17 protein-coding genes and 2 tRNA genes are annotated in these 21984 nt (G+C 60.2%); 8 read left to right on the forward strand and 11 right to left on the reverse strand.

Features of this window, described 5'->3' with window-relative positions; translation table 11 throughout:
• Positions 1-10 precede the first annotated feature (10 nt).
• From PQU89_RS01890 to PQU89_RS01910, 5 genes are all read right to left on the reverse strand, one after another.
• Positions 11-298, reverse strand: coding sequence for a DUF5676 family membrane protein (locus PQU89_RS01890; protein ID WP_272764365.1), 288 nt, complete (start codon positions 296-298; stop codon positions 11-13).
• Between the two features lie 90 nt (positions 299-388).
• Positions 389-775 (reverse strand): hypothetical protein, encoded by a 387-nt coding sequence (locus PQU89_RS01895; RefSeq protein ID WP_272764366.1) that lies wholly within the window; start codon positions 773-775, stop codon positions 389-391.
• A gap of 101 nt (positions 776-876) precedes the next feature.
• Positions 877-1290: a hypothetical protein gene (locus PQU89_RS01900; protein WP_272764367.1), complete on the reverse strand. Its 414-nt coding sequence runs from the start codon at positions 1288-1290 to the stop codon at positions 877-879.
• 90 nt (positions 1291-1380) lie between these two features.
• Positions 1381-1875: a c-type cytochrome gene (locus tag PQU89_RS01905; protein WP_272764368.1), complete on the reverse strand. Its 495-nt coding sequence runs from the start codon at positions 1873-1875 to the stop codon at positions 1381-1383.
• A gap of 60 nt (positions 1876-1935) precedes the next feature.
• Complete coding sequence (locus tag PQU89_RS01910) at positions 1936-2064, reverse strand: copper-binding protein (RefSeq protein WP_272764369.1); 129 nt, start codon at positions 2062-2064, stop codon at positions 1936-1938.
• Positions 2065-2414: 350 nt separating this feature from the next.
• Between PQU89_RS01910 and PQU89_RS01915 the strand changes: the two genes are divergently transcribed.
• Entirely contained in the window at positions 2415-2891 is a 477-nt protein-coding gene (locus tag PQU89_RS01915) for an FKBP-type peptidyl-prolyl cis-trans isomerase (RefSeq protein ID WP_272764370.1), read from the forward strand.
• A 404-nt stretch (positions 2892-3295) separates the two neighbouring features.
• Here the strand turns inward: PQU89_RS01915 and PQU89_RS01920 are convergent, their stop codons facing one another.
• The 4 genes from PQU89_RS01920 to apbC form a co-directional block, all read right to left on the reverse strand.
• A complete protein-coding gene (locus PQU89_RS01920) occupies positions 3296-3553 on the reverse strand; it encodes a hypothetical protein (protein WP_272764371.1) in 258 nt (85 codons plus the stop codon).
• Positions 3554-4106: 553 nt separating this feature from the next.
• Positions 4107-5306, reverse strand: coding sequence for an ammonium transporter (locus tag PQU89_RS01925; RefSeq protein ID WP_272764372.1), 1200 nt, complete (start codon positions 5304-5306; stop codon positions 4107-4109).
• A 389-nt stretch (positions 5307-5695) separates the two neighbouring features.
• Entirely contained in the window at positions 5696-6481 is a 786-nt protein-coding gene (gene murI / locus PQU89_RS01930) for a glutamate racemase (RefSeq protein WP_272764373.1), read from the reverse strand.
• Positions 6482-6487: 6 nt separating this feature from the next.
• Entirely contained in the window at positions 6488-7570 is a 1083-nt protein-coding gene (apbC, locus tag PQU89_RS01935; RefSeq protein ID WP_255907438.1) for an iron-sulfur cluster carrier protein ApbC, read from the reverse strand.
• A 365-nt stretch (positions 7571-7935) separates the two neighbouring features.
• Between apbC and PQU89_RS01940 the strand changes: the two genes are divergently transcribed.
• The 7 genes from PQU89_RS01940 to PQU89_RS01970 all read left to right on the forward strand — a co-directional run bounded on the left by PQU89_RS01940 (position 7936) and on the right by PQU89_RS01970 (position 18606).
• Positions 7936-9177, forward strand: a complete 1242-nt coding sequence (locus PQU89_RS01940; RefSeq protein ID WP_272764374.1) for an MFS transporter — start codon at positions 7936-7938, stop codon at positions 9175-9177.
• A 101-nt stretch (positions 9178-9278) separates the two neighbouring features.
• Complete coding sequence (metG, locus tag PQU89_RS01945) at positions 9279-11339, forward strand: methionine--tRNA ligase (protein ID WP_272764375.1); 2061 nt, start codon at positions 9279-9281, stop codon at positions 11337-11339.
• A 231-nt stretch (positions 11340-11570) separates the two neighbouring features.
• Positions 11571-11756: a hypothetical protein gene (locus PQU89_RS01950; RefSeq protein ID WP_047967572.1), complete on the forward strand. Its 186-nt coding sequence runs from the start codon at positions 11571-11573 to the stop codon at positions 11754-11756.
• Between the two features lie 95 nt (positions 11757-11851).
• Positions 11852-11928 (forward strand) — tRNA-Met (locus tag PQU89_RS01955).
• 105 nt (positions 11929-12033) lie between these two features.
• A tRNA-Met gene (locus tag PQU89_RS01960) sits at positions 12034-12110 on the forward strand.
• Positions 12111-12802: 692 nt separating this feature from the next.
• Positions 12803-16504, forward strand: coding sequence for a sensor domain-containing diguanylate cyclase (locus PQU89_RS01965; protein ID WP_272764376.1), 3702 nt, complete (start codon positions 12803-12805; stop codon positions 16502-16504).
• Between the two features lie 512 nt (positions 16505-17016).
• Positions 17017-18606 carry a methyl-accepting chemotaxis protein gene (locus PQU89_RS01970; protein ID WP_272764377.1) on the forward strand — a complete coding sequence of 530 codons (1590 nt, stop codon included), beginning with the start codon at positions 17017-17019 and terminating at the stop codon, positions 18604-18606.
• 420 nt (positions 18607-19026) lie between these two features.
• On the opposite strand, the gene PQU89_RS01975 is transcribed toward PQU89_RS01970, so the two are convergent.
• Positions 19027-20520: a CoA-acylating methylmalonate-semialdehyde dehydrogenase gene (locus tag PQU89_RS01975; RefSeq protein WP_272764378.1), complete on the reverse strand. Its 1494-nt coding sequence runs from the start codon at positions 20518-20520 to the stop codon at positions 19027-19029.
• Positions 20521-20557: 37 nt separating this feature from the next.
• Entirely contained in the window at positions 20558-21898 is a 1341-nt protein-coding gene (gene aptA / locus PQU89_RS01980; protein ID WP_272764379.1) for an omega-aminotransferase AptA, read from the reverse strand.
• Between the last annotated feature and the right edge of the window lie 86 nt (positions 21899-21984).

Here is a 21984-nt window from a genome sequence, read left to right on the forward strand (position 1 = left end):
CCGGGGGTGCTCAGTGCGCCTGGTGCTTACAACAGCGCGCCAGACACTGGTTTACCCAGCTGAATACCGTGCCGGTGACAAGGCCCCACCCCACCAGCACCGTCAGCGGGAAGAAAAAATCCCCCAGGCTGAATGGTGTCGGTGTGCGAAGCCGGCCAAAGTCCAGCCCGTGGAACAGGGCGTTCAGAAAGGCAACGCCTTGCTCCGGCCACAGCCGGTACAACAGCGCGCACACGGTGTAACTGATGGCCATGGTGATCGCGAGGCTGCGACCGGTATGCCAGTGCGAGGTCTTCATCTGGATACTCCTGCGGGAAGGGCACAGGGAGGTGTGGGTCGGGCGCGCCGCGATCAGCGCCGCGCCTTACCTACCATGGCGGCACCCGATTTATTGCATGGGCATCGTTTTGCCTTGCTGTCCCATCATCTGCTGCATCATGTCCATCATCTTCATGCGCTGTTCCATCATGGTTTTAGCGTCTGCGGCCCCAGCACCCATGCCCTGACACGGCATCATGCCTTTGGCCATCATGTCCTTATCCATGGCCTGCATCATGGCCATGCCGTCCTGCATCGACTGCATCTGCTCAGCCATGAGTTTTTGTCGTTCCTGTGGCGTCTTCGCCGCCATCATCTTGTCGTGCATGGTGCGCATCTTCTGCATCTGCATTTCCATGTTGGCAGGGCTTGCTGGCATCGGCGGCTGTGCCGCCCAGGTCGGCGTGGCAAGCGCCAGTAGCAGCAGTGCCGCAGGCCAGGTTTTCTGGTTTTTCATGATCGGATTCCTTAGGCGTGAGAACGGATGGTTTTCGTGCGACAGGCGCGAGTGAAGTCGCTACGAGGCAAGGCGTCGTAGTGGCGTGAATGCAAAGCGGGCTAATTGTTGAAGCGCTGGAACAGCAGATGCGGACGGGGCGGTGTGCCACCGGGAGTGGCGGGTGAGTTCAGGCGTGTGACGCTGGCGGGTGATAGCAGCAGCAATGGCGGCAACAGGAACCAGGCAATCAGCAGGACAGACAGCAGGGAGGGCATCGCAACGCTGACCTCCCCCTTGGCGATGGGGGCGGAAAGCGTCTGGCAGGCTTGTTCACACAGGGCGGACTCGTCGTGAGTTCCGGCATGGTCAGTTGCCGTCAGTTGCTGAGTCTGCAAGGTGCCCGGTGTGGCAAAGTGATGGGAGGCCTGCTCGTACCGCTGACAAGCCAGCAGTACGCCAAACGCAAGCACCAGACACCATGCCACCAGTAACAGGCGACACAGTTGCCGGGTTCTTGTTTGGGTGAGGCGCATGATGACAAGCTCTCGTAAACGTTAATCGCACTATAGACCGCCGCTTACCAAGCGGGCTTGATGACGGTCAATCACTTCTGGCGGCCATGGTCAGTTTTTCCGCACCCGCTGGTTTAACTCGTCGTGCTGGGCACGTATTTCAGTTGGCCATTGGCTTTTTATCCAAGACAGCGCGGCGACAATGTCGGCATCGCTCAGTGTGCCTTCGTAAACCGGCATCGCGGACTGGTAATCCGGCATGTTGGCCACCTTGGCAATGCCGTATTTGGTCAGCGCAAACAGCATGTCGTCCGGATGGTGCCAGGTGTGCCCGGTCTCGTTGTGTGGCGGCGCCGGCAGCATGCCTTGGCCATTGCGTTCCCGCCAGTTGGGCTGTCCTTCCAGCTGGCCACCATGGCAGCTGGCACAGTTCGCCAGATAGACCTGCCGGCCGCGCGAGACCAACGCCGTATCATCCGGGCGTAGCATGATAGGCCCCGACTCCTGCCGGTTACGGTCGTAAAAATATCCCCCCAGCCCTGCAGCCAGCAGGCCGGCTACGGCAGTGGCAACAATGATGTTTCGTCTGCGATTGAGTGACGGCATGTTTTCACGATCTGCATGAAGTGGAAGAAATCATGGCCAGCGGTAAGCTGGCCATGATCGTTAGCTGGCCGGTTGAATGTCGGTGACCAGCATTTTGCCGTCCTCATGGCTGACCATGAAACGGATTTTGTCACCGACCTTGACCTTGTCCAGCAGCGCCTTGTCCTTGGCGATAAACACCATGGTCATGCCTTGGTCTGTCCCTCTCTTGGGGGCAATGAGACAAGGCTGCTTTCTCACAAGCAGCTGTCAATGCCATGAGACATGACTTACGGCTGCTTTGGCCGACGATCTGCTAGTGATCTCCTTTGGCCAGCTGCTGGTCGGCCAAAACGGCCAGCCAGCCCCCTGCATGGAGTGGCCGATTGTTGCTACCAAGCAGGCCTTTGATGACAAACAACGATGTCGCCACGGAACTGGGGCAACACCAGTCAGATATCGGTGCATATCGGACGTGAGTGAGGTGGCTCGACCGCCAGTTGACACTCCCCCGCTGAACTGCGAACCTTCGCGCTTCAATTTATTTGCCACTGCCCGCCATGAAAATCACCCAAAACACCGCCGTCACCCTGCAAATGAAAGTCACAGACAGCCAAGGTCTGGTTTACGACGATGGCAAAACCCCGGTCTCCTACCTGCACGGCGATTACGACAACCTCTTCCCCAAACTGGAAGCCGCACTGGAAGGCCAGGAATCCGGCTTTCAAACCACGCTGGAACTCGCGACCGAAGACACCTTCGGCGAGCGCGACGAAGCCCTGGTCACCACCATGCCCAAGGCTGATTTTCCGCCTGGCATCAAGGTAGGCGGCCAGATCCAGCGCATCGGCCCGGATGGCGAGCCGCGCTATTACTTTGTTACCAAGATCAAAGGCCCAACCGTATTGCTGGACGGCAACCACCCGCTGTGCGGCAAAACCCTGCGCTTCGCCCTCAAGGTCGTGGACGTCCGCGAGGCAAGCGCCGAGGAAGTTGCCCACCAGCATGTACATGGCGAGCACGGGCATCAGCACTGACACCTCGCCGCACATAAACAAAGCCCTCCCATCCGGGAGGGCTTTGTTTTGCCTGGACCCCACCTGCCATTTGGAGCTGGTGATCTGCTTCTGGTCCGCTCGCCACCTGCAAGCCCAACTTCGTGTTCTCGACGTGCTCCCTCTCAGATGGCCACACTTAGCCCCTTGGAGTGATGGTGGCCATACTTGATTGCAGCGAATTCATCTGAAGCTCGGCCGAAGCCGCCGTAAGTCATATTTCATGGCATCGGCAGCAGCTTGTGAGAAAGCAGCCTTATCTCATTGCCCTCCAGGACCGGGACAGACCCGTTTGCCTTCCTCACTGGATTGATCGGCAGGAAGATGGATGGCCATTAGTCAGCCCGTGGCCCTGCAGACCAGCCCATAGGCGACACTCCCCTTAATCAAGGGTTGAGCAGCTCTGTAGTGACCAGGAAGTCGTGCCCCTCTCTTCGAGCGATGAACGGTTCAAGCCGAGGGACAAAGCGATTCCAGTTGTCAGCCAGCTCCCGGATTGAATGGGCAATGCCCAGCTGTTCAATCTGGAGAAAATCATCTACGGCTTCAGCATCAATGTGGAAGTGAACAGGGACGCCATCGAATCGGGCGTGAACCATGATCCTGTCCCCACCAACGTCGTGCAGTTCTTCAAGCTCAAGCATGGCCGCCTCCGTTTCAGAATGTTCCCACAATGCCAAGGTAGCCCATACCGGAGGCCAGACCAAGGGCTATCAGCAAGCTACCCGGCCACAAAACAGCAGCAGGGTACGGCCTGCGCCATGGTGAGTCAGGAGCATGATGAACACCACGCAGGACCAGGAGAAAATCAGCTTCCAGAAGGCCTGTTTTCTGCTCCGCTCGACAAGCTCATGGGGAAGCGTTCGTACTCATCACTAGTCAGACACCGATTCATATCCTGCGATTTCTGAATTCTTCGTAGCTTTCAGGAATAGGGATAAGTCATACGTGCTGCAGAAAAGGTCGTGGAACCCGAACCCTCCGTACTACTTCTGACATACAGGTCCCTGATGTAGTTGGTTGCTCAGCACATCAGCTCGCTTTACAGAATTCTGTCTACTTCAAGAGCCGTTCGCAGCCACACAAAAAAGGAAGGGGCTTCTGAGCCCCTTCTTCGCAGCTGCCCGACAGACTTAATTGTCTCCCGACAGACTTAATTGTCTCCCGACAGACTTAATTGTTTCCTATCAGGATCGTCTACCAGTTGCTCTCCCGTTCCGGGGTGGCGGTGATGTTGTGGATCGACAGGTCGGCGCCGTTGAATTCTTCCTCGTCGCTGAGGCGGATGCCGACCACTTTCTTCAGCACGCCGTACACCAGGTAGCCGCCACCAAAGCCGATGCCGATGCCGGCCGCTGTGCCGATCAGCTGCGAGGCCAGGCTGACGCCGCCGGCGCCGCCCAGCCAGTGCTGGCCGAACAGGCCGGCGGCGATGCCGCCCCAGGCGCCGCACAGGCCGTGTAGCGGCCACACGCCGAGCACGTCGTCGATCTTCCAGCGGTTTTGCGTGAGGGTGAACAGGTACACGAACATGGCGCCGGCGACGCCGCCGGTGACCAGCGCGCCCAGCGGGTGCATCACGTCGGAGCCGGCGCACACCGCCACCAGTCCGGCCAGCGGGCCGTTATGGATAAAGCCGGGGTCGTCGCGGCCGGCCCACATCGCGGTCAGCGTGCCGCCGACCATCGCCATCAGCGAGTTGACCGCCACCAGCCCGGAGATGCCGCCGACCTTCTGCGCGCTCATCACGTTGAAGCCGAACCAGCCGACGATCAGGATCCAGGCGCCCAGTGCCAGGAAGGGGATCGACGACGGCGGGTGGGCGCTGACGCGGCCTTCCTTGGTGTAGCGGCCGCGGCGGGCGCCGAGCAGCAGCACTGCCGCCAGCGCGATCCAGCCGCCGACGGCGTGAACCACCACCGAGCCGGCAAAGTCGTGGAACGGCGCGCCGAAGTTGGCCGTCAGCCAGTCCTGGATGCCGAAGTGGCCGTTCCACACGATGCCTTCAAAGAACGGATACACCAGTCCGACCAGCAGGAAGGTGGCCGCCGATTGCGGGTGCAGGCGTGCGCGCTCGGCGATGCCGCCGGAGACGATGGCGGGAATGGCGGCGGCAAAGGTCAGCAGGAAGAAGAACTTCACCAGTTCATAGCCGTTGGCCTGGCTGATGTGGCTGACGTCACTGAAGAAGTGCACGCCGTAGGCGACGCCGTAGCCGACAAAGAAGTAGGCCAGCGCCGAGATGGCAAAGTCGGTGAGGATCTTGACCAGGGCGTTGACCTGGTTTTTCTTGCGCACGGTGCCCAGCTCCAGAAAGGCGAAGCCGGCGTGCATCGCCAGCACCAGAATGGCCCCGATCAGTAAGAACAATACGTCGTTTGCACTTGTTTCCGTCATGCCTGCGCTCCAATGGTGCGTATCCGTGGTGCAGCACGGCGGGCTGCGGATACGAATGCCTGTGATTGGGGCGCTTTCTTGCAAAAATGGTGCCAGCGGGCGCCAGCCTTGTGCATCAAGGCGTCATGACGATGCCTTGTGCTGGCCGTTGGTGCGGATGGCGGCGATTGCCTTGATTTGGTGCGGATGGATGTGCGGTATTGGTGCGTGCTGCGGCCAACGTTGGCCGCAGCCTCAGAACCTGTTCACGATCTGCTGCGACTTCATCGCGATGGGCGATGCGGTGTTGGCTGCGGCTGCGGCATGCTTGTCTCTATCCGGATAAACGCCGCCTCCGCAGTCGTTTTCGCCCGGTCTTGGTGAGAGCGCACGCGATCGTGAACACGCTCTCAGGCCGGTTGCAGGGCCTCGACGCGGTCGTCGCGCTGCAGGATCTGCCGCAGGAATCGCTGCATGCTGTGATCGTCACCGGTGGTGACGAAGCGGTACTGCGGTGGCGTCTGTGGGCCGCTGCGGCAGTGGTGTTGCTGCAGCAGGCGCAGCGTCTGGCGCACCACGGCGTCGGTGGGGTCGATGATGTCGATGTGCGGCGGCAGCTGCTCACGGATCAGCGGCGCCAGGAACGGGTAGTGGGTGCAGCCGAGCACCACGTGGTCGACGTTGTGCGCCAGCAGCGGCGCCAGCGCCGCGGCGACGGTGCGCCGGGCGTTGTCGCTGTCCAGCTCGCCGCTTTCCACCAGCTCGACAAAGCCGGTGCCGGCCTGGCTGTAGATCTCGGCGTGATCGTGCAGCTGTGCCGCCAGCTGGCGGAATTTCTCGCCGCGCAGCGTAGCCTGCGTCGCCAGCACGCCGATCTTGCCGCTCTGCGTCGACAGCGCCGCCGGTTTGATCGCCGGCTCCATGCCGACAATCGGCAGCGCCGGGTGGCGCTGGCGCAGATGGCGCGCCGCGGCGCTGGTGGCGGTGTTGCAGGCGATCAGCAGCAGGGTGGCGCCCTGTGCCAGCAGGTAGTCGGCGATCAGCTCGGCACGGGCGATCAGCTCGTCGTCGCTGCGCCCGCCGTAAGGGCAATAGCCCTGATCGGCAAGGTAGATCACCGGTTCGTCGGGAAGCTGGGCGGTGAGCTCGCGCCACACCGAAAGGCCGCCTAGGCCGGAATCAAACATGCCGATCATGAGGGATTAACTGTTCTGGATGACGATTTTCGGGAATTTACCAGAGAAGTCGCGTGCCTTGTCGCCGACCTTGACCGCCACCTTGCGCGCGATCTGCTGGTAGCGTGCCGCCAGCGCGCTGTCCGGCGCTGCCGCCACCGTCGGGCAGCCGTCGTCGGTGGCCAAGCGGATGCCCAGATCCAGCGGCAGCGAGCCGAGCACGTCGACGCCGTACTGCGCGCTCATTTTGTCGGCGCCGCCGTGGCCGAAGATGTGTTCTTCGTGGCCGCAGTTGCTGCACACGTGCATGGCCATGTTCTCGACGATGCCGAGGATGGGCACGCCGACCTTCTCGAACATCTTCAGCCCCTTCTTGGCATCCAGCAGTGCGATGTCCTGCGGCGTGGTGACGATGATGGCGCCGGTGACCGGCACCTTCTGCGACAGCGTCAGCTGGATGTCGCCGGTGCCCGGCGGCATGTCGATCACCAGGTAGTCCAGCTCGTTCCACAGCGTGTCGTTGAGCAACTGCTGCAGCGCCTGACTCACCATCGGGCCGCGCCACACCATCGCCTGGTCCTCGTCGACCAGGTAGCCGATCGACATCGTCTGCACGCCGTGCGCCGGCAGCGGTACCAGCTTGCCGTCGATCACCTCCGGCTTCTGGCCCTGCAGGCCCATCATCAAGGGCTGCGACGGGCCGTAGATGTCGGCGTCCAGAATGCCGACCGAGGCGCCTTCCGCCGCCAGCGCCAGCGCCAGGTTGGCCGCAGTGGTGGACTTGCCGACGCCGCCCTTGCCGGACGACACCGCGATGATGTTCTTCACCCCCGGCAGCAGCGGCACGCCGCGCTGTACCGAGTGGCTGGTGATCTCGCTGACCACGTCGATGCTCAGCTTGCGCTCGCCGGCCAGCGGCGCCAGCCGCTCGCGGAACAGCTCGGCGATGGCGGCGAAGCGGCTTTTGGCCGGGTAGGGCAGGGCCACGCGCACATTGAGGTGGGCGGCATCGTTTTGCTGCACGCTGACACCTTTGCGGTAGGGCTTGTGGGTGTCTTCGTCGATCAGGTCGGCGATGGCATCGAGAATGTCGGTGTCGGTCAGGGCCATGTCAGTAGTCCGGGAAGCGGCGTCGCCATGGACGCCAAACAGTTTGCCGAGTCGGGAAAGCATGATGGTGATCTTGAGTGGGGTGAATATCCGACTATTTTAATCGGGTTTGCCGCGGGCGAACAGGCTTGCCCGCCGTTTTGGCCGCAGCCGCCATGATAAGCGCTGCGCCGGCGTCGTGCATGCGCTGTCGGTCGCGCTTGCGGCCAACGTTGGCCGCAGTGTGGCGCTTACTTTTTTGTCATGGTGGCTGTATAGACATATTTGCTGGTGTAAGTGGCTGATTCGGCGTAGAATCGACGCCTTTTTTCTGAACCGGCGCAGGGTGGCAGACTGCGCCGTTGTGGTTTTCCCGAGGTTACGTTTTGTCTGAATTCACCAAGATTTCCCGTTTGACCCCGGCGCGGATGCTGTTCCCGCTGGCGCTGGTGCTGTTTGAATTTGCGGTCTATATCGCCAACGACATGGCGCAGCCGGCGATGCTGCGCGTGGTGCAGGAGTTCGGCGTCGGCATTGAATGGGTGCCGATGGCGATGACCGCCTTCCTGCTCGGCGGCGCGCTGATGCCGTGGCTGACCGGGCCGCTGTCCGACCGCATCGGCCGCCGTCCGGTGCTGCTGGGCGGGGTGGTCTATTTCATCGTCGCCTGCCTCGCCACCTATCTGGTGACCTCGATCGAGGCGTTCATGGCGTTGCGCGTGCTGCAGGGCGTCGGGCTGTGCTTCATCAACGCCGTCGGCTACGCCGCGGTGCAGGAGGCGTTCGAGGAGAAGACCGCGGTCAAGGTCACCGCGCTGATGGCCAACGTGGCGCTGATCGCGCCGATGGTCGGCCCGTTGGCTGGCGCCGCGCTGATCGAGTTCGCGCCGTGGCGCAGCTGCTTCCTGTTCATCGCCGGCGTGTCGCTGCTGGCGCTGATCGGGCTGTGGTGGAAGATGCCGGAAACGGTCAACGTTGGCCGCACGCGCGCACCGTTGCGCCGCATGGGTGGCGATTATCTGGCGCTGCTCGCCGACCGCCGCTTCGTGCTGTCGCTGCTGTGCATCCCGCTGCTGGCGATGCCGCTGATGGGCTGGATCGCGCTGTCGCCGGTGCTGCTGGTGGAAGACCTCGGCATGAGCACCGTCGAATACGGTCTGTGGCAGCTGCCGGTGTTTGGCGGCCTGATCGCCGGCAATTTCGCGCTGGTGTTGCTCACCGAGCGCCTGGCGCTGGGGCGCTCGGTGCTGCTGGGCATGTGGCCGATCGTCGGCGGCCTGGCGCTGATGCTGGGCGGCATCCAGTTCAGCGCTGTGCCGCACATCTATATGGTGGCCGGCATGAGCCTGATGGCCTTCGGCGAGGGGCTGTCGTTTGCGGTGCTGTACCGTTTCGCACTGATGGCCAGCACGGTGAGCAAGGGCACGGTGTCGGCGGCGATGAGCATGCTGTCGATGGCCGGCTACGCGCTCGGTATCGAGCTGTTCCGTCACGCCTATATCGCCGGCGGCATGATCGGCTTCGCGCTGATGTCGCTGCTGACCTCGCTGCTGTTCGTGCTGGTCGCGCGGCCGCGGGTACGCCACGCGATGAAGCTGCGCGCGGCGCCGGTGGCGCAGGCAGCCTGATGTTTCGGGCACACGGTTTATAAAGGTTGGCCGCAACGCTGTTGCGGCCAACCTTTGTCGTTATAATCGACGGTTTCGTATTGCTTATCGGGATGCATTTCATGACTAAACGCCAGATTCTGGTTACCAGCGCACTGCCGTACGCTAACGGCGCCATCCACTTGGGTCATATGGTTGAACACATCCAGACCGATGTCTGGGTGCGCTTCCAGAAGATGCGTGGCCACGAGTGCTACTACGTCTGTGCCGACGACACCCACGGTACCCCGATCATGCTGGCCGCGGAAAAGCAGGGCATCACCCCGGAGCAGCTGATCGAGCGCGTCAACACCGAGCATCTGGCCGATTTCAGCGGCTTCCACATCGGCTACGACAACTACTACAGTACCAACAGCCCGGAAAACAAGGCGTTCTCCGAGCAGGTCTACCTCGCGCTGAAGGCCAACGACAAGATCGCCAGCCGCACCATCGAGCAGCTGTTTGACCCGGAAAAGAACATGTTCCTGCCGGACCGCTTCGTGAAGGGCGAGTGCCCGAAGTGCGGCGCGGCCGACCAGTACGGCGACAACTGCGAGAAGTGCGGCGCCACCTACAGTCCGACCGAACTGAAGAACCCGTACTCGGCGGTGTCCGGCGCCAAGCCGGTGCTAAAGACGTCCGAGCACTACTTCTTCCGCCTCGGCGAGTGCACCGACTTCCTCAAGGACTGGACCGGCGGCAGCAGCCTGCGCGGTGACGGCGGCAGCCAGGCCCACCTGCAGGCCGAGTCGCTGAACAAGATGAACGAGTGGATCGAAGGCGGGCTGCAGGACTGGGACATCAGCCGCGATGCGCCGTACTTCGGTTTCGAGATCCCCGGCGCGCCGGGCAAGTACTTCTACGTGTGGCTGGACGCGCCGATCGGCTACATGGCCAGCTTCAAGAACCTGTGCGATCGCACTGGCATCGATTTCGACGCGTGGTTTAAGCCGGACAGCAAGACCGAGATGTACCACTTCATCGGCAAGGACATCCTCTACTTCCACGCGCTGTTCTGGCCGGCGATGCTGAAATTCGCTGGCTACCGTGCGCCGAGCGGCGTGTTCGCGCACGGCTTCCTGACCGTGGACGGTCACAAGATGTCCAAGTCGCGCGGCACCTTCATCACCGCCAAGTCCTACCTCGACTGCGGCCTCAACCCGGAATGGATGCGCTACTACATCGCCGGCAAGCTCAACGGCCGCATCGAGGACATCGACCTCAACCTGGGTGACTTCGTTGCGCGCGTGAACTCGGACGTGGTCGGCAAGTTCGTCAACATCGCCAGCCGGGCCGCCGGCTTCATCAGCAAACGCTTCGGCGGCCAGCTTGCGGCCAAGCTTGAGGACGAAACCCGCCTGCTGGGCAATATCGCCGGTGAAGCGGAGAACATCGCCGCAGCCTTCGAGGCGCGCGAGTACGCCAAGGCCTTGCGCGAAATCATGGCGATTGCCGACATTGTCAACGGCTACGTCGACGCCAACAAGCCGTGGGAACTGGCCAAGCAGGAAGGGCAGGACGCGCGCCTGCACGAAGTGTGCAGCGTGCTGATCAACGCCTTCCGCCTGCTGACCATCTACCTGAAGCCGGTGCTGCCGAAGCTGGCCGAAGGCGTGGAGGCCTTCCTCGACGTGGCGCCGCTGCAGTGGGCGGACGCCGACCAGCTGCTGCTGGGCCACACCATCAAGCCGTACCAGCACCTGATGCAGCGCATCGACCCGTTGCTGGTGGAAAAACTCATCGAAGCGAACAAGCAAAGCATGGAAACACAAGCACCGGCCGCTGCGGCCAATTACGAGCCGCTGGCCGACACCATCAAGATCGACGACTTCGCCAAGCTCGACCTGCGCGTCGGCAAGGTGCTGGCCTGCAACTTTGTCGACGGCTCCGACAAGCTGTTGCAGTTCACCGTCGACCTCGGCTTCGAACAGCGCAACATCTTCTCCGGTATCCGCGCCGCCTACCAGCAGCCGGAAACCCTGGTTGGCCGCAAGGTGATCGTGGTCGCCAACCTGGCCGAACGCAAGATGCGCTTCGGCGTGTCGCAGGGCATGATCGTGTGCGCCTCCGGCACGGAGGATAACGGCGGCCTGTTCCTGCTGGATGCCGACGACGGCGCCGAACCGGGCATGCGCATCGGCTGATTGCCTTGCCGTGTTGCCGCACTGCCAATGCCCCGTCGCCGACGGGGCATTTTTCATGGCGGCGATTCATCAGATTTTCATAATTGCTGCTTAAGCTGCGATCAGTGCTGCGGGAACTCCGTGAAACTACCTATAGTCAATAGCAACATAAACACGTTATCGTAGCGTGAGCTTATGTTGTTTTAGTAAGCCGGATAATCGTCAGAAAAAGAATGACAAAAAGGAAAAATCATGAGAATCAACCAACTTGAGCCAGGCCATAGCATCCTGGAAACAACCGACAGCGGTGAAGAAATCCGCTTTGAAGTCATCAACGTCAAGCCGCTGGGCCGACGCTACGAAGTGACAATGCGCACTTCCGCCGGTCTGGAAAGCGTGGTCTACCCGGGTAACGCCTACGTACAGACCGCCGCCTGACAGTGTGTGGCACAACAATCAAAGCCCTGCCTTGCAGGGCTTTTGTGTTTTTGCTTGACGCACTGCAATATCCGCGGTACTATCTCTTTCTCAGTCGCGGGATGGAGCAGTCTGGTAGCTCGTCGGGCTCATAACCCGAAGGTCGTAGGTTCAAATCCTGCTCCCGCAACCAGAATTTATAAAACGGTTTGGCGACTAAACCGTTTTGCCTCGAGAAATATAAATGGCAGCACGCCACTTGTTTCTCACGGCACAATCTATACTTGCAGTATACAGTCGCGGGATGGAGCAGTCTGGTAGCTCGTCGGGCTCATAACCCGAAGGTCGTAGGTTCAAATCCTGCTCCCGCAACCAAATGTAAACCCCTGATTCAATTGAAAAATTGGATCAGGGGTTTTTTGTTTTTCTACCCGTAAGTTGGGCACAGCGCCTGTTCTGTGCCCATTTCTGTGACCGGCGTGTGCCCAGTTGAGATAAAAGCCTGGCAATTTTGACCTTTGGTCATCTTCTGAGCGCAGATCTGGCATGACCTTCAGGTGATTTGTCTTGATCGTGCCCGATGGGACCATCATGGGCGCTGCTGTCATATAAAAGCCATGGGGGGCTACTCTTTGGCTGCAGATCAATGGCGTGCTGTATCCGGCTCTGCAACGCATCCTGCAGTGGTTCGCAGAGCAGTCGGCGGACGATGCGCCGTGAGCATGGTGTTCAATACAGTAGCCGATTTTCTGCATGTGCTTCCCCGTCGTGCCACGCGTGTAGTTATGGGGCATGGCACTTGCTGCCATCAATGGCCACAACGGTGTGTGAATGGTGAGTTTTGGCGCTTGGTGACCTATGCAACCTATGGCTGGGCGGGGGTTGAACTACCGGGCCCAATCCAACCCCTTCAATCGGTCTGTTCCTTTTGCATGCTAGATTCGATAATGTGTAGCTTGAGAGTCAACTCTCTGCACCGTGCTGGTTGTCGATTAAATTCCTGTCGAAATTCATCTCTATTTTAAATGGCAGTCAGGCAAACGTCGCATTCTAAAAAGAAGACACAAGTGACTATCGATCCCCCACAGTTGGCCACCAAAGAAAAGCAAAATACAGCAACGAGTCACTTGCTTGTGATGACTCTGCTACTGAGCGCGGCTTATATCATCTGCGGCAGGCTCAGCCTGTTATTGGCCATTCCGCCCGGTTATGCCTCAGCAATTTTTCCGCCAGCTGGTATTGCGGTTGCTGCGGCATTCATCGCCGGTCGTCGTTCAATTCCAGGGATCTTGCTGGGTTCTTTTCTACTCAATCTTTGGATTGGTTACGACAGTAGCCACTCGTTGAGCCTTACCGGCACCGGGGCGGCCTTACTGATTGCCTGGTCATCAGTGATACAGGCGATTGCAGGTGGTGTGCTCTTTCGAAAAGTCATTGGCTACCCCGCTGCATTCGACAACCTCCGCGACATTCTTTGCTTTCAGCTACTGTCCCCAGTTATCTGCCTGATTAGCGCAACACTGTCTGTCGGCTGCCTGATGCTCCTCGGACTGGTACCTGAAAACAGCCTCATGCTTAGCTGGTTCATGTGGTGGGTTGGGGATACGTTAGGTGTTTTGGTCCTATTCCCTCTCACCATGGTGATCGCTGGGGCTCCACGTCCATTGTGGCAAAAGCGGGCAACAACGGTCGCCATTCCCATGTTGTTTGCTTTTTCCATGCTGGTTGTACTGTATGTAAACGTCAGCAGTTGGGAGCAGGCTGAATCCCTCGTCGCGTTTCGGCTGCAGTCACAGCGTTTGGCCGACACGATTCAAGCACGTCTGGATGAACAGCAGTCCCTGCTGGAGCAAACACAAGGACTGTTTGCCGGTAATGACGAGGTCACAGCTGAGGAGTTTCAGCTTTTTACGCAGCAGGCACTGAAACGCTACCCCATGATACAGGCCATTGAATGGGCGCCGCGGGTCACCGGGGAGTTTCGGGAGGAGTTTGAAGTGCAGCAACAGACGCGCCACCCGGGCTTCAGGATCCAGGAGCGTGGTGCTGACAAGCAGCTGCAACCAGCGGCCCCTCGACCCGCTTACTACCCCATCACCTATGCCGAACCGCTGGCAGGCAATCAGATCGCGTTGGGGTTTGACATCCTGTCTACTTCTGAACGAGCTGCGACGGCTTTGCAAACAATCCAAACCGGCAAGAGTGTGGCGACCCCACCCATTCACTTGATTCAGTCTTCCCGTCACCCCTTGGGCTTTCTGTTGCTGCAAGCGGTGAGAACTAAGCACGCCGAGCAGGGTATGGTCATGACGGTTATTCGTGTTAATGACTTTCTGGCCAAGCTGCTGCCAAAGGACAAGGATCAGCTATGCATTCGGCTGACCGATGCCGGTGCTGCACAGGTCGTGTTCAATAATTTTCTGCAACCCAATAAACCCGCTGTCTGGCAACAAAAGCTGACGTATGGTCAGCGAGAGCTGCTGCTGGAAACCGCACCAAGTCCTGCTTATCTGGTAGCCCATCGCGGCTGGCAAGGTCCTCTGGTGCTTGGAGCCGGCATTCTGGGAACCGGCCTGTTAGGGGCTTTCCTGATGCTAGGCACTGGTTACACCGCACGAGTAGAAGCACAGGTCGAAGAGAAAATTGCCGAATTGTCAGAGAGTACCGACAAGCTGACAGGTTTGTACCTGCTGTCCCCACTCGGCATTGCACTGACCGACATGGACGGCCACTTCATCGATTTCAACGAGGCATTCCTCCGAATTTGCGGCTACACGGCTGCCGAACTCAAAACCCTGGACTACTGGACGCTGACACCGCGTAAGTATGAGGCCGATGAGTCTGCGCAACTGACCTCGCTGCACCATTCCGGGCGTTATGGTCCCTATGAAAAAGAGTATGTTCGGCAGGATGGCAGTGTGGTCCCGGTCAGCCTGAATGGACTGTTGCTGAATGGCCGTGATGGGAAAAAGTACATTTGGTCGATTGTGGAGGACATCACCGAGCGCAAACAGGCAGAAGCCACGTTGCGTGATAGTGAGGAGCGTTGGAAGTTTGCGCTTGAGGGGGCGGGCGATGGGGTGTGGGACTGGAACCTGCAGACTGGCGAGCTTTTCCTGTCTCGCCGAGAGATGGAGGTTCTCGGTTTTGAGGGTGAAGAGGCGCAATGGACGCACATTGACCAGTGGGCAGATCGCCAGCATCCGCAAGACAAGGCCATTCGAAAATCAGCTTTTGATAACTATCTGGCCGGTAACGCTCCGGTCTATACCTATGAATTCCGTACCCGTACCAGGGAGGGACGATGGAAGTGGGTCCTGGCCCGGGGCATCCTAGTGAAACACACCGCTGATGGTAAGCCACTACGCATGATCGGTACTCACACGGATATTGATGAGCGTAAACGTCAGCAGGTGCAGGATGCACGACGTAGTACGGTCATGGAGATGCTGGCCAGAGGCGGGAAGCTGCACGATGTTCTGGAGACGGTCATCGCCAGCCTTGAGGTCGAAAATGATGACCTGACGTTTATCGTATTCAGTCCATCTGCCAGTGAGTACCCGACAGGGCAGGGCCACCATCTCCAGCTTGCCACTGAGTTGCTTGTGAATGTTCGGCCAGAGAGATTGAAAGGCGGCATGGCCCTGCTCAATGGTCTGGTCACAGAACGGTCAATTGGCAGTCAACGCTTTACGCGGCGCTTGCAGGAGTTGGCCTCCTCCATGCGATTGGTACCTTGCTGGTCAGAGCCGATTGTTTCGGGTGATGCCACCGTAGAAGGGGTGTTGGTTTCCTTCCGGAGCCTGGCGGAAAGCCAGGTGCTGCCGGATTTGGCACAGCAGCAACAGGCGGCCAACCTGCTCAGTATTACCATGCAGCACAAACGGGTGGAGGAGCAGTTGTTACTGGCCAACTCGGTATACGAAACCAGTAGCGAAGCCATCATGGTGGTGAATCAAGACAACCAGATCCTTGCTGTCAATCCGGCTTTCGAGGCGATTACCGGTTATGCCGCCTCCGAGGTAATTGGACTGGATCCCAAGTTGCTGCAGTCCGGTCGGCAATCCACGGCATTTTATCAGGCCATGTGGCAGACCATTCTGGCGACCGGCACCTGGCGAGGGGAACTATGGGATCGGCGCAAGGATGGCAGTGTCTTCCCGGTCACAATGAGCATTGACAGCATTCATGATGAAAATGGCGAAGTCATTAGGCGGGTGGCAGTGCTCTCGGACATTACTGATAAAAAGCTGGCTGAAGAGCAAATCAATCATCTGGCGCACCATGACTTGCTGACCAACTTGCCAAACCGGGCACTATTTGCGGACCGTTTGTCACAATGTCTGGCGCTGGCCCGACGTGAGGAGAGCCGGCTTGCCTTGCTCTACATTGATCTGGACAACTTCAAACCCATAAATGACAGCTTTGGTCATGGCGTGGGGGACCAATTGTTGCAGGAGGTGTCCCGACGGATGCAGGCGTGCATACGCGAGTCAGACACGTTGGCACGGATCGGTGGCGATGAATTCGTGGCCATTCTTCCTGCTGTGCTGACGGTTCAGGATGGCTGGCAGATTGCAGAGAAAATTCGAACCGCTCTGGAGTGTCCGTTCAATATTGATGGTCATGAGATCAACATCTCTTCCAGTATTGGGGCGGCCATCTATCCCGATCATGGCATGGATGAAAACCAGTTAATGCAGCATGCGGATCAAGCCATGTATCAAGCCAAAAATAGTGGCAGAAATGCGATACAGTTTTATCAATAAACCGCATATAAACCCCTGATTAAATTGAAAAATTGAATCATGGGGTAGGTCTCCCTGAGTGTCACAAACTGCTGTTGTGACACTTCTGTGCCAAGTCAGTGACGCTGGCTGTGGCAACCTCGGGCGTATTTGACCTTGGGGTGCAGCCTGATACCGCCACTTCTTGCTTCGTCCATACCCAGCCCGTTTGCAGCTCCTTGAGTGTTCTGCAGTGCCAAGTGTTTGCCTGTGTGACCTGCATTCTTGTGAATCGCCATGACCTGCCATCTGAGGTGGAGCAAGCCGATGTTGTACTTCGTCGGTCGTGCCTCGCGCTAGATACGCCTTCAAAGGCCAGGAGCAGAAGGCGGGACCAGCCTCGGAATCCTACAAGTCATCTTTCAACAGAAAAAACCACATCCACATAAAAACCTTCTGGAATAGTGAAGCCGGGTGTCATACAACGTAGATCAGGCGCTGACTTCAACACTACGGCGCGATCAGTCCCGTTAGCTACTCTTGAAGGGGTACCCATGCGCCAGAATCTTCCCGTCACCGAGCAGGAGCTGTTTCTTGATCCGCGCAGTCCTATCGTCACCAAGACTGATCTTAAAGGCCGGATTTGCTATGCCAACCCGGCCTTTGTCGAAATCAGTGGCTTCACTGAGGCGGAGCTGATCGGTCAGCCACACAATGTCGTGCGCCATCCGGACATGCCGGCGGTGGCGTTTCTGGACCTCTGGAATACCATCAAGCGCGGCCAACCTTGGCAAGGACTCGTAAAAAACCGTGCCAAGAATGGCGCGTTTTACTGGGTGGATGCCTACGTGACACCCTTGAGTGAAAACGGCCAACATATCGGCTACATGTCGGTGCGCTCTACCCCCTCCCGTGACAAGGTCAGGGAAGCCGAGCTGCTGTATCGCGCCATCAACGCCGGGCAGGCCAGTTTTCCATCTACAGCGCAAACGACGACACCGTCCTGGTTGATGCTGCAGCTGGTGGTCTTCAGCGTCACCCTGTTGGTCGGTGGCATCAGTATCCTGCTGTTGCCGAATGGCTGGCAGCAAGGCGCGCTGTTGCTGGCATTCCTGCTTGGCTGCCTTACCACGCTCTGGCTGCAACAACGAGTGCGAGCCACGCTGCTTGCCGCGAATGCGGCGCTGCTTCGCTTTGGTGAGGGCAACTTCAAGGAAATGGTGGCGGTCCAGGGACCACGCGAATGTGCCGACTTACGACAGCGACTGGAAACGACCCGCATCAATCTGCGAGCCATCCTCGCCGACGTGGTGTCCGCCAGTGCCAGCATCGGTCAGGAGGCTGACAATATCGGCCGCCAGGCCGCCACCCTGCAGGAGCGGGCCTCGGATGAAAGCAACGACATTGCCCATATCGCCGCCGCGCTGGAGCAGCTGACCGTCTCGGTCAGCGAGATTGCCGATACCACCCGTACCGGCTCGGATCATGCCAGCACCGCGCGCCAGCTGGTGCAGCAGGGCAGTGCCCACATGCAGCACACCTTGCAGAGCACCGACAGCATGCTCGCTGCCATAGGTGAAGTGCGCGCGACCCTGGCGCAATTGAACGGCGCGGTGGTACGCATCGGTTCAATCAGCCAACTGATCGGGGATGTGGCCGATCAGACCAACCTGCTGGCGCTTAACGCGGCCATCGAGGCGGCTCGCGCCGGCGAGCACGGTCGCGGTTTTGCCGTGGTTGCTGACGAGGTGCGCAAACTGGCCGAGCGTACCAGTCACAGTACCCGTGAGATCGGGGACTCGATCGGGCAGGTGCGACAGCACACCTATGCTGCCTTGTCTTCCATTGACCACGCCAGCCAGGTGACGAGACAGGCCAGCGAGCTGATCGGCGCGACCTCGTCCAGCCTGGTGCAGATTGATCAGGCGAGTCTGGGCGTGGCCAACAGTGCGCAGGATGTGGCGTCCATGCTGGTACAACAGTCGCGCGCCTCGACCGAGGTCGCCCACAATATGGAAAAGGTCAGTGCCATCACCGAAAATAATGCCCATAACGTGGCGCAGACGGCCCATGCCGCGGGTGAGCTGATGGGAACCACCAAGGCGCTGAAACAGCTGGTGGCGCACTTCGAAAAGTCATTGTGAGTCGCGGTGTATCCGCCCGTAATGGGAAGGGGGGCTTTGTGCCCGGTTTCCCTGCTGGGGGTTTGGGTCTGCCGGGGTGCTTTTCCCTGTGTTGGGCTCCGGTTTGGTAGTGTGCTCAAGCAGGCCTTCAGGCAGGTCGTCGAAGTAGGGGGCTGTCCCGGTAACGAGATGCAAGGCAGACGCTGCTGCGGCTCAGGAGGACCCGCCAAAATGGACGATGTCGGTTCGTGACGGGAAGGGCTTGCCGACTCGATCAGTTCCGTGGTGCTGCGATCAGAACGTCCGCACGGGATTGATCACGCGCGCTTACGCGCGACAACGCGGGCGCTGCGTGTGCAGCGCCCGCGAAGCAAGGTGTGGCCGCCAGCCTGGTGTGGCCGGTTACCGGCCGCCACTGGACGGTGGCGACCGTGGCCAGTATTACAGGCTAGGGAAGGCGAACTGCGATGCCTCGTGGCTGGCGCGCTGCGGCCAACGTTGGGTGATGGTCTTGCGCTTGGTGTAGAAGCGCACGCCGTCCGGGCCGTAGGCATGCAGGTCGCCGAATAGCGAACGCTTCCAGCCGCCAAAGCTGTGGTAGGCCACCGGTACCGGCAGCGGCACGTTGACGCCCACCATGCCGACTTCGATCTCGTCGCAGAACAGGCGCGCCGCCTCACCATCGCGGGTGAACAGGCAGGTGCCGTTGCCGTATTCGTGATCGTTGATCAGCTGCATGGCTTCTTCCAGACTGCCGACGCGTACGATGCACAGCACCGGCCCGAAGATCTCCTCGCGATAAATGGTCATCTCCGGGGTAACCTTGTCGAACAGCGTACCGCCGACAAAGAAGCCGGATTCGCAACCGGCCACCGACAGTTGGCGGCCATCCACCACCAGCTCGGCCCCTTGGGCCACGCCGCTGTCGATATAGCCCTTCACCTTGTCGCGTGCCGCGCCGGTAACCAGCGGGCCCATGTCCAGGCCGCAGGAGGTGCCGGCACCGATCTTCAGCGCCGTAATCTTCGGCACCAGTTTTTCCACCAGCTTGTCGGCTACCTGGTCGCCCACCGCCACTACCACCGAGATCGCCATGCAGCGCTCGCCGCAGGAGCCGTACGCCGCGCCCATCAGGGCGTTGACGGTGTTGTCCAGGTCGGCATCCGGCAGTACCACGGCGTGGTTCTTGGCGCCGCCCAGGGCCTGCACGCGCTTGCCGCGCTTGGTGCCTTCGCTGTAGATGTACTCGGCGATCGGCGTGGAGCCGACGAAGCTCAGCGCCTTCACTTCCGGTGCCGCGATCAGCGCGTCAACGGCAGCCTTGTCGCCGTGCACCACGTTGATCACGCCCTTGGGCAGGCCGGCTTCATGCAGCAGCTGGGCGATGAACAGGGTGGAGCTCGGGTCGCGCTCGGACGGCTTGAGGATGAAGCAGTTGCCGCACACGATGGCCAGCGGATACATCCACAGCGGCACCATCGCCGGGAAGTTGAACGGGGTGATGCCGGCCACCACGCCCAGCGGCTGGTGGTCGGACCAGCTGTCGATATTCGGGCCGACGTTGCGGTTGTACTCGCCCTTCAGCAGCTCCGGCGCGCCGCAGGCGTATTCCACGTTTTCGATGCCGCGCTGCAGCTCGCCGATGGCGTCTTCGATGGTCTTGCCGTGCTCTTCGCTGATCATGGCGGCGATCTTGTCACGGTTGGCTTCCAGCAGCTGCTTGAAGCGGAACATCACCTGCGCGCGCTTGGCCGGCGGGGTGTTGCGCCAGGCCGGAAACGCCGCCTTGGCCGCGTCGATGGCGGCCTGGATGGTGGCCTGGTCGGCCAGCGCCACCTGGCGCACGGCTTCGCCGATGGACGGGTTGAACACTGGGCTGCTGCGGCCAACGTTGGTGACGAGCTCACCATTGATCAGATGGGCGACGGTTGTCATGTCTTTACTCTCCGGAATGCAAGAAATCGGTTGGCGATCAGGCGGTCTGGTTCAGGACGTCGCCGACGGCGTTGAACAGGGTGTCTAGCTGCTGCGCAGTGGTGTTGAAGGTCGGCCCGAACTGCAGCGTGTCGCCACCGAAGCGCACGTAGAAGCCGGCCTGCCACAGCTTGATGCCGGCCTCGTACGGGCGGATGGCGGCGTCGCCGTCGCGGGCGGCCAGCTGGATGGCGCCGGCCAGGCCGCAGTTGCGGATGTCCACCACGTGCTTGCTGCCGCGCAGGGCATGCAGTTTTTCCTCGAACACCGGCGCCAGCGCGGCGGACTGCTCGATCAGCTGGTCGCGTTGCAGCAGCTCCAGGGTGGCGAGGCCGGCGGCGCAGGCCACCGGGTGGCCGGAGTAGGTGTAGCCGTGGGTGAACTCGATCATGTGCTCGGGGGTGCCCTGCTGCATGAAGGTGTTGTAGATCTCGCTGGAGGCAATCACCGCGCCCAGCGGAATGGCACCGTTGGTCACCTGCTTGGCGGTGTTGATGATGTCCGGGGTGACGCCGAAGTAGTCGGCGCCGGTCCACTTGCCCATGCGGCCGAAGGCGGTGATCACCTCGTCGAAAATCAGCAGGATGCCGTGCTGGCTGCAGATCTCGCGCAGGCGCTGCAGATAGCCCTGTGGCGGCACGATCACGCCGGCGGAACCGGACATCGGCTCCACGATCACCGCGGCGATGTTGGAGGCGTCGTGCAGCTCGATCAGTTTCAGCAGTTCGTTGGCCAGCTCCACGCCGCCGGTCTCGGCCATGCCCTTGGTGAACGCCATGCCCGGCTGCAGGGTGTGCGGCAGGTGGTCGGCGTCCATCAGCTGGCCGTACATCTTGCGGTTGCCGCCGATGCCGCCCAGCGCGGTGCCGGCGATGTTGACGCCGTGGTAGCCGCGGGCGCGGCCGATGAAGCGGGTCTTGCTCGGCTGGCCTTTCAGCCGCCAGTAGGCCTTGGCCATCTTCACCGCGGTGTCGGCACATTCGGAGCCGGAGCCGGTGAACAGCACGTGGTTAAGGCCGTCCGGCATCAGGCCGGCGATCTTGTCGGCCAGGCGGAAGGCCAGCGGGTGGCCGTACTGGAAGCCCGGTGCGTAGTCCAGGGTGCCCAGCTGGCGAGCTACCGCTTCCTGGATTTCCGGGCGGTTGTGGCCGGCGCCGCAGGTCCACAGGCCGGACAGGCTGTCGAAGATGCGGCGACCCTTGTCGTCGATGAAGTAGTTGTTCTCGGCACCCACGATGATGCGCGGATCACGCTTGAACGCGCGGTTGGCCGAAAACGGCATCCACTGGGCATCGAGATTCAGATCGCTGACGGCAAATTGGTCGTTGCAGTTGTTCATGACGTGGCTCCTGTGGGCGCTTATTGATGGTGCTAGCTTGCACCAAGAGTAAATGTGAGTTAAATCACATCTTTCTCACGTTAAGT

Source organism: Vogesella indigofera (assembly GCF_028548395.1).
Lineage (GTDB): Bacteria > Pseudomonadota > Gammaproteobacteria > Burkholderiales > Chromobacteriaceae > Vogesella > Vogesella indigofera_A.

Coding starts and splice junctions, on each gene's coding strand:
- PQU89_RS01890 (WP_272764365.1), bottom strand. CDS start 298: ATGAAGACCTCGCACTGGCATACCGGTCGCAGCCTCGCGATCACCATG.
- PQU89_RS01895 (WP_272764366.1), bottom strand. CDS start 775: ATGAAAAACCAGAAAACCTGGCCTGCGGCACTGCTGCTACTGGCGCTT.
- PQU89_RS01900 (WP_272764367.1), bottom strand. CDS start 1,290: ATGCGCCTCACCCAAACAAGAACCCGGCAACTGTGTCGCCTGTTACTG.
- PQU89_RS01905 (WP_272764368.1), bottom strand. CDS start 1,875: ATGCCGTCACTCAATCGCAGACGAAACATCATTGTTGCCACTGCCGTA.
- PQU89_RS01910 (WP_272764369.1), bottom strand. CDS start 2,064: ATGACCATGGTGTTTATCGCCAAGGACAAGGCGCTGCTGGACAAGGTC.
- PQU89_RS01915 (WP_272764370.1), top strand. CDS start 2,415: ATGAAAATCACCCAAAACACCGCCGTCACCCTGCAAATGAAAGTCACA.
- PQU89_RS01920 (WP_272764371.1), bottom strand. CDS start 3,553: ATGCTTGAGCTTGAAGAACTGCACGACGTTGGTGGGGACAGGATCATG.
- PQU89_RS01925 (WP_272764372.1), bottom strand. CDS start 5,306: ATGACGGAAACAAGTGCAAACGACGTATTGTTCTTACTGATCGGGGCC.
- murI (WP_272764373.1), bottom strand. CDS start 6,481: ATGATCGGCATGTTTGATTCCGGCCTAGGCGGCCTTTCGGTGTGGCGC.
- apbC (WP_255907438.1), bottom strand. CDS start 7,570: ATGGCCCTGACCGACACCGACATTCTCGATGCCATCGCCGACCTGATC.
- metG (WP_272764375.1), top strand. CDS start 9,279: ATGACTAAACGCCAGATTCTGGTTACCAGCGCACTGCCGTACGCTAAC.
- PQU89_RS01950 (WP_047967572.1), top strand. CDS start 11,571: ATGAGAATCAACCAACTTGAGCCAGGCCATAGCATCCTGGAAACAACC.
- PQU89_RS01970 (WP_272764377.1), top strand. CDS start 17,017: ATGCGCCAGAATCTTCCCGTCACCGAGCAGGAGCTGTTTCTTGATCCG.
- PQU89_RS01975 (WP_272764378.1), bottom strand. CDS start 20,520: ATGACAACCGTCGCCCATCTGATCAATGGTGAGCTCGTCACCAACGTT.
- aptA (WP_272764379.1), bottom strand. CDS start 21,898: ATGAACAACTGCAACGACCAATTTGCCGTCAGCGATCTGAATCTCGAT.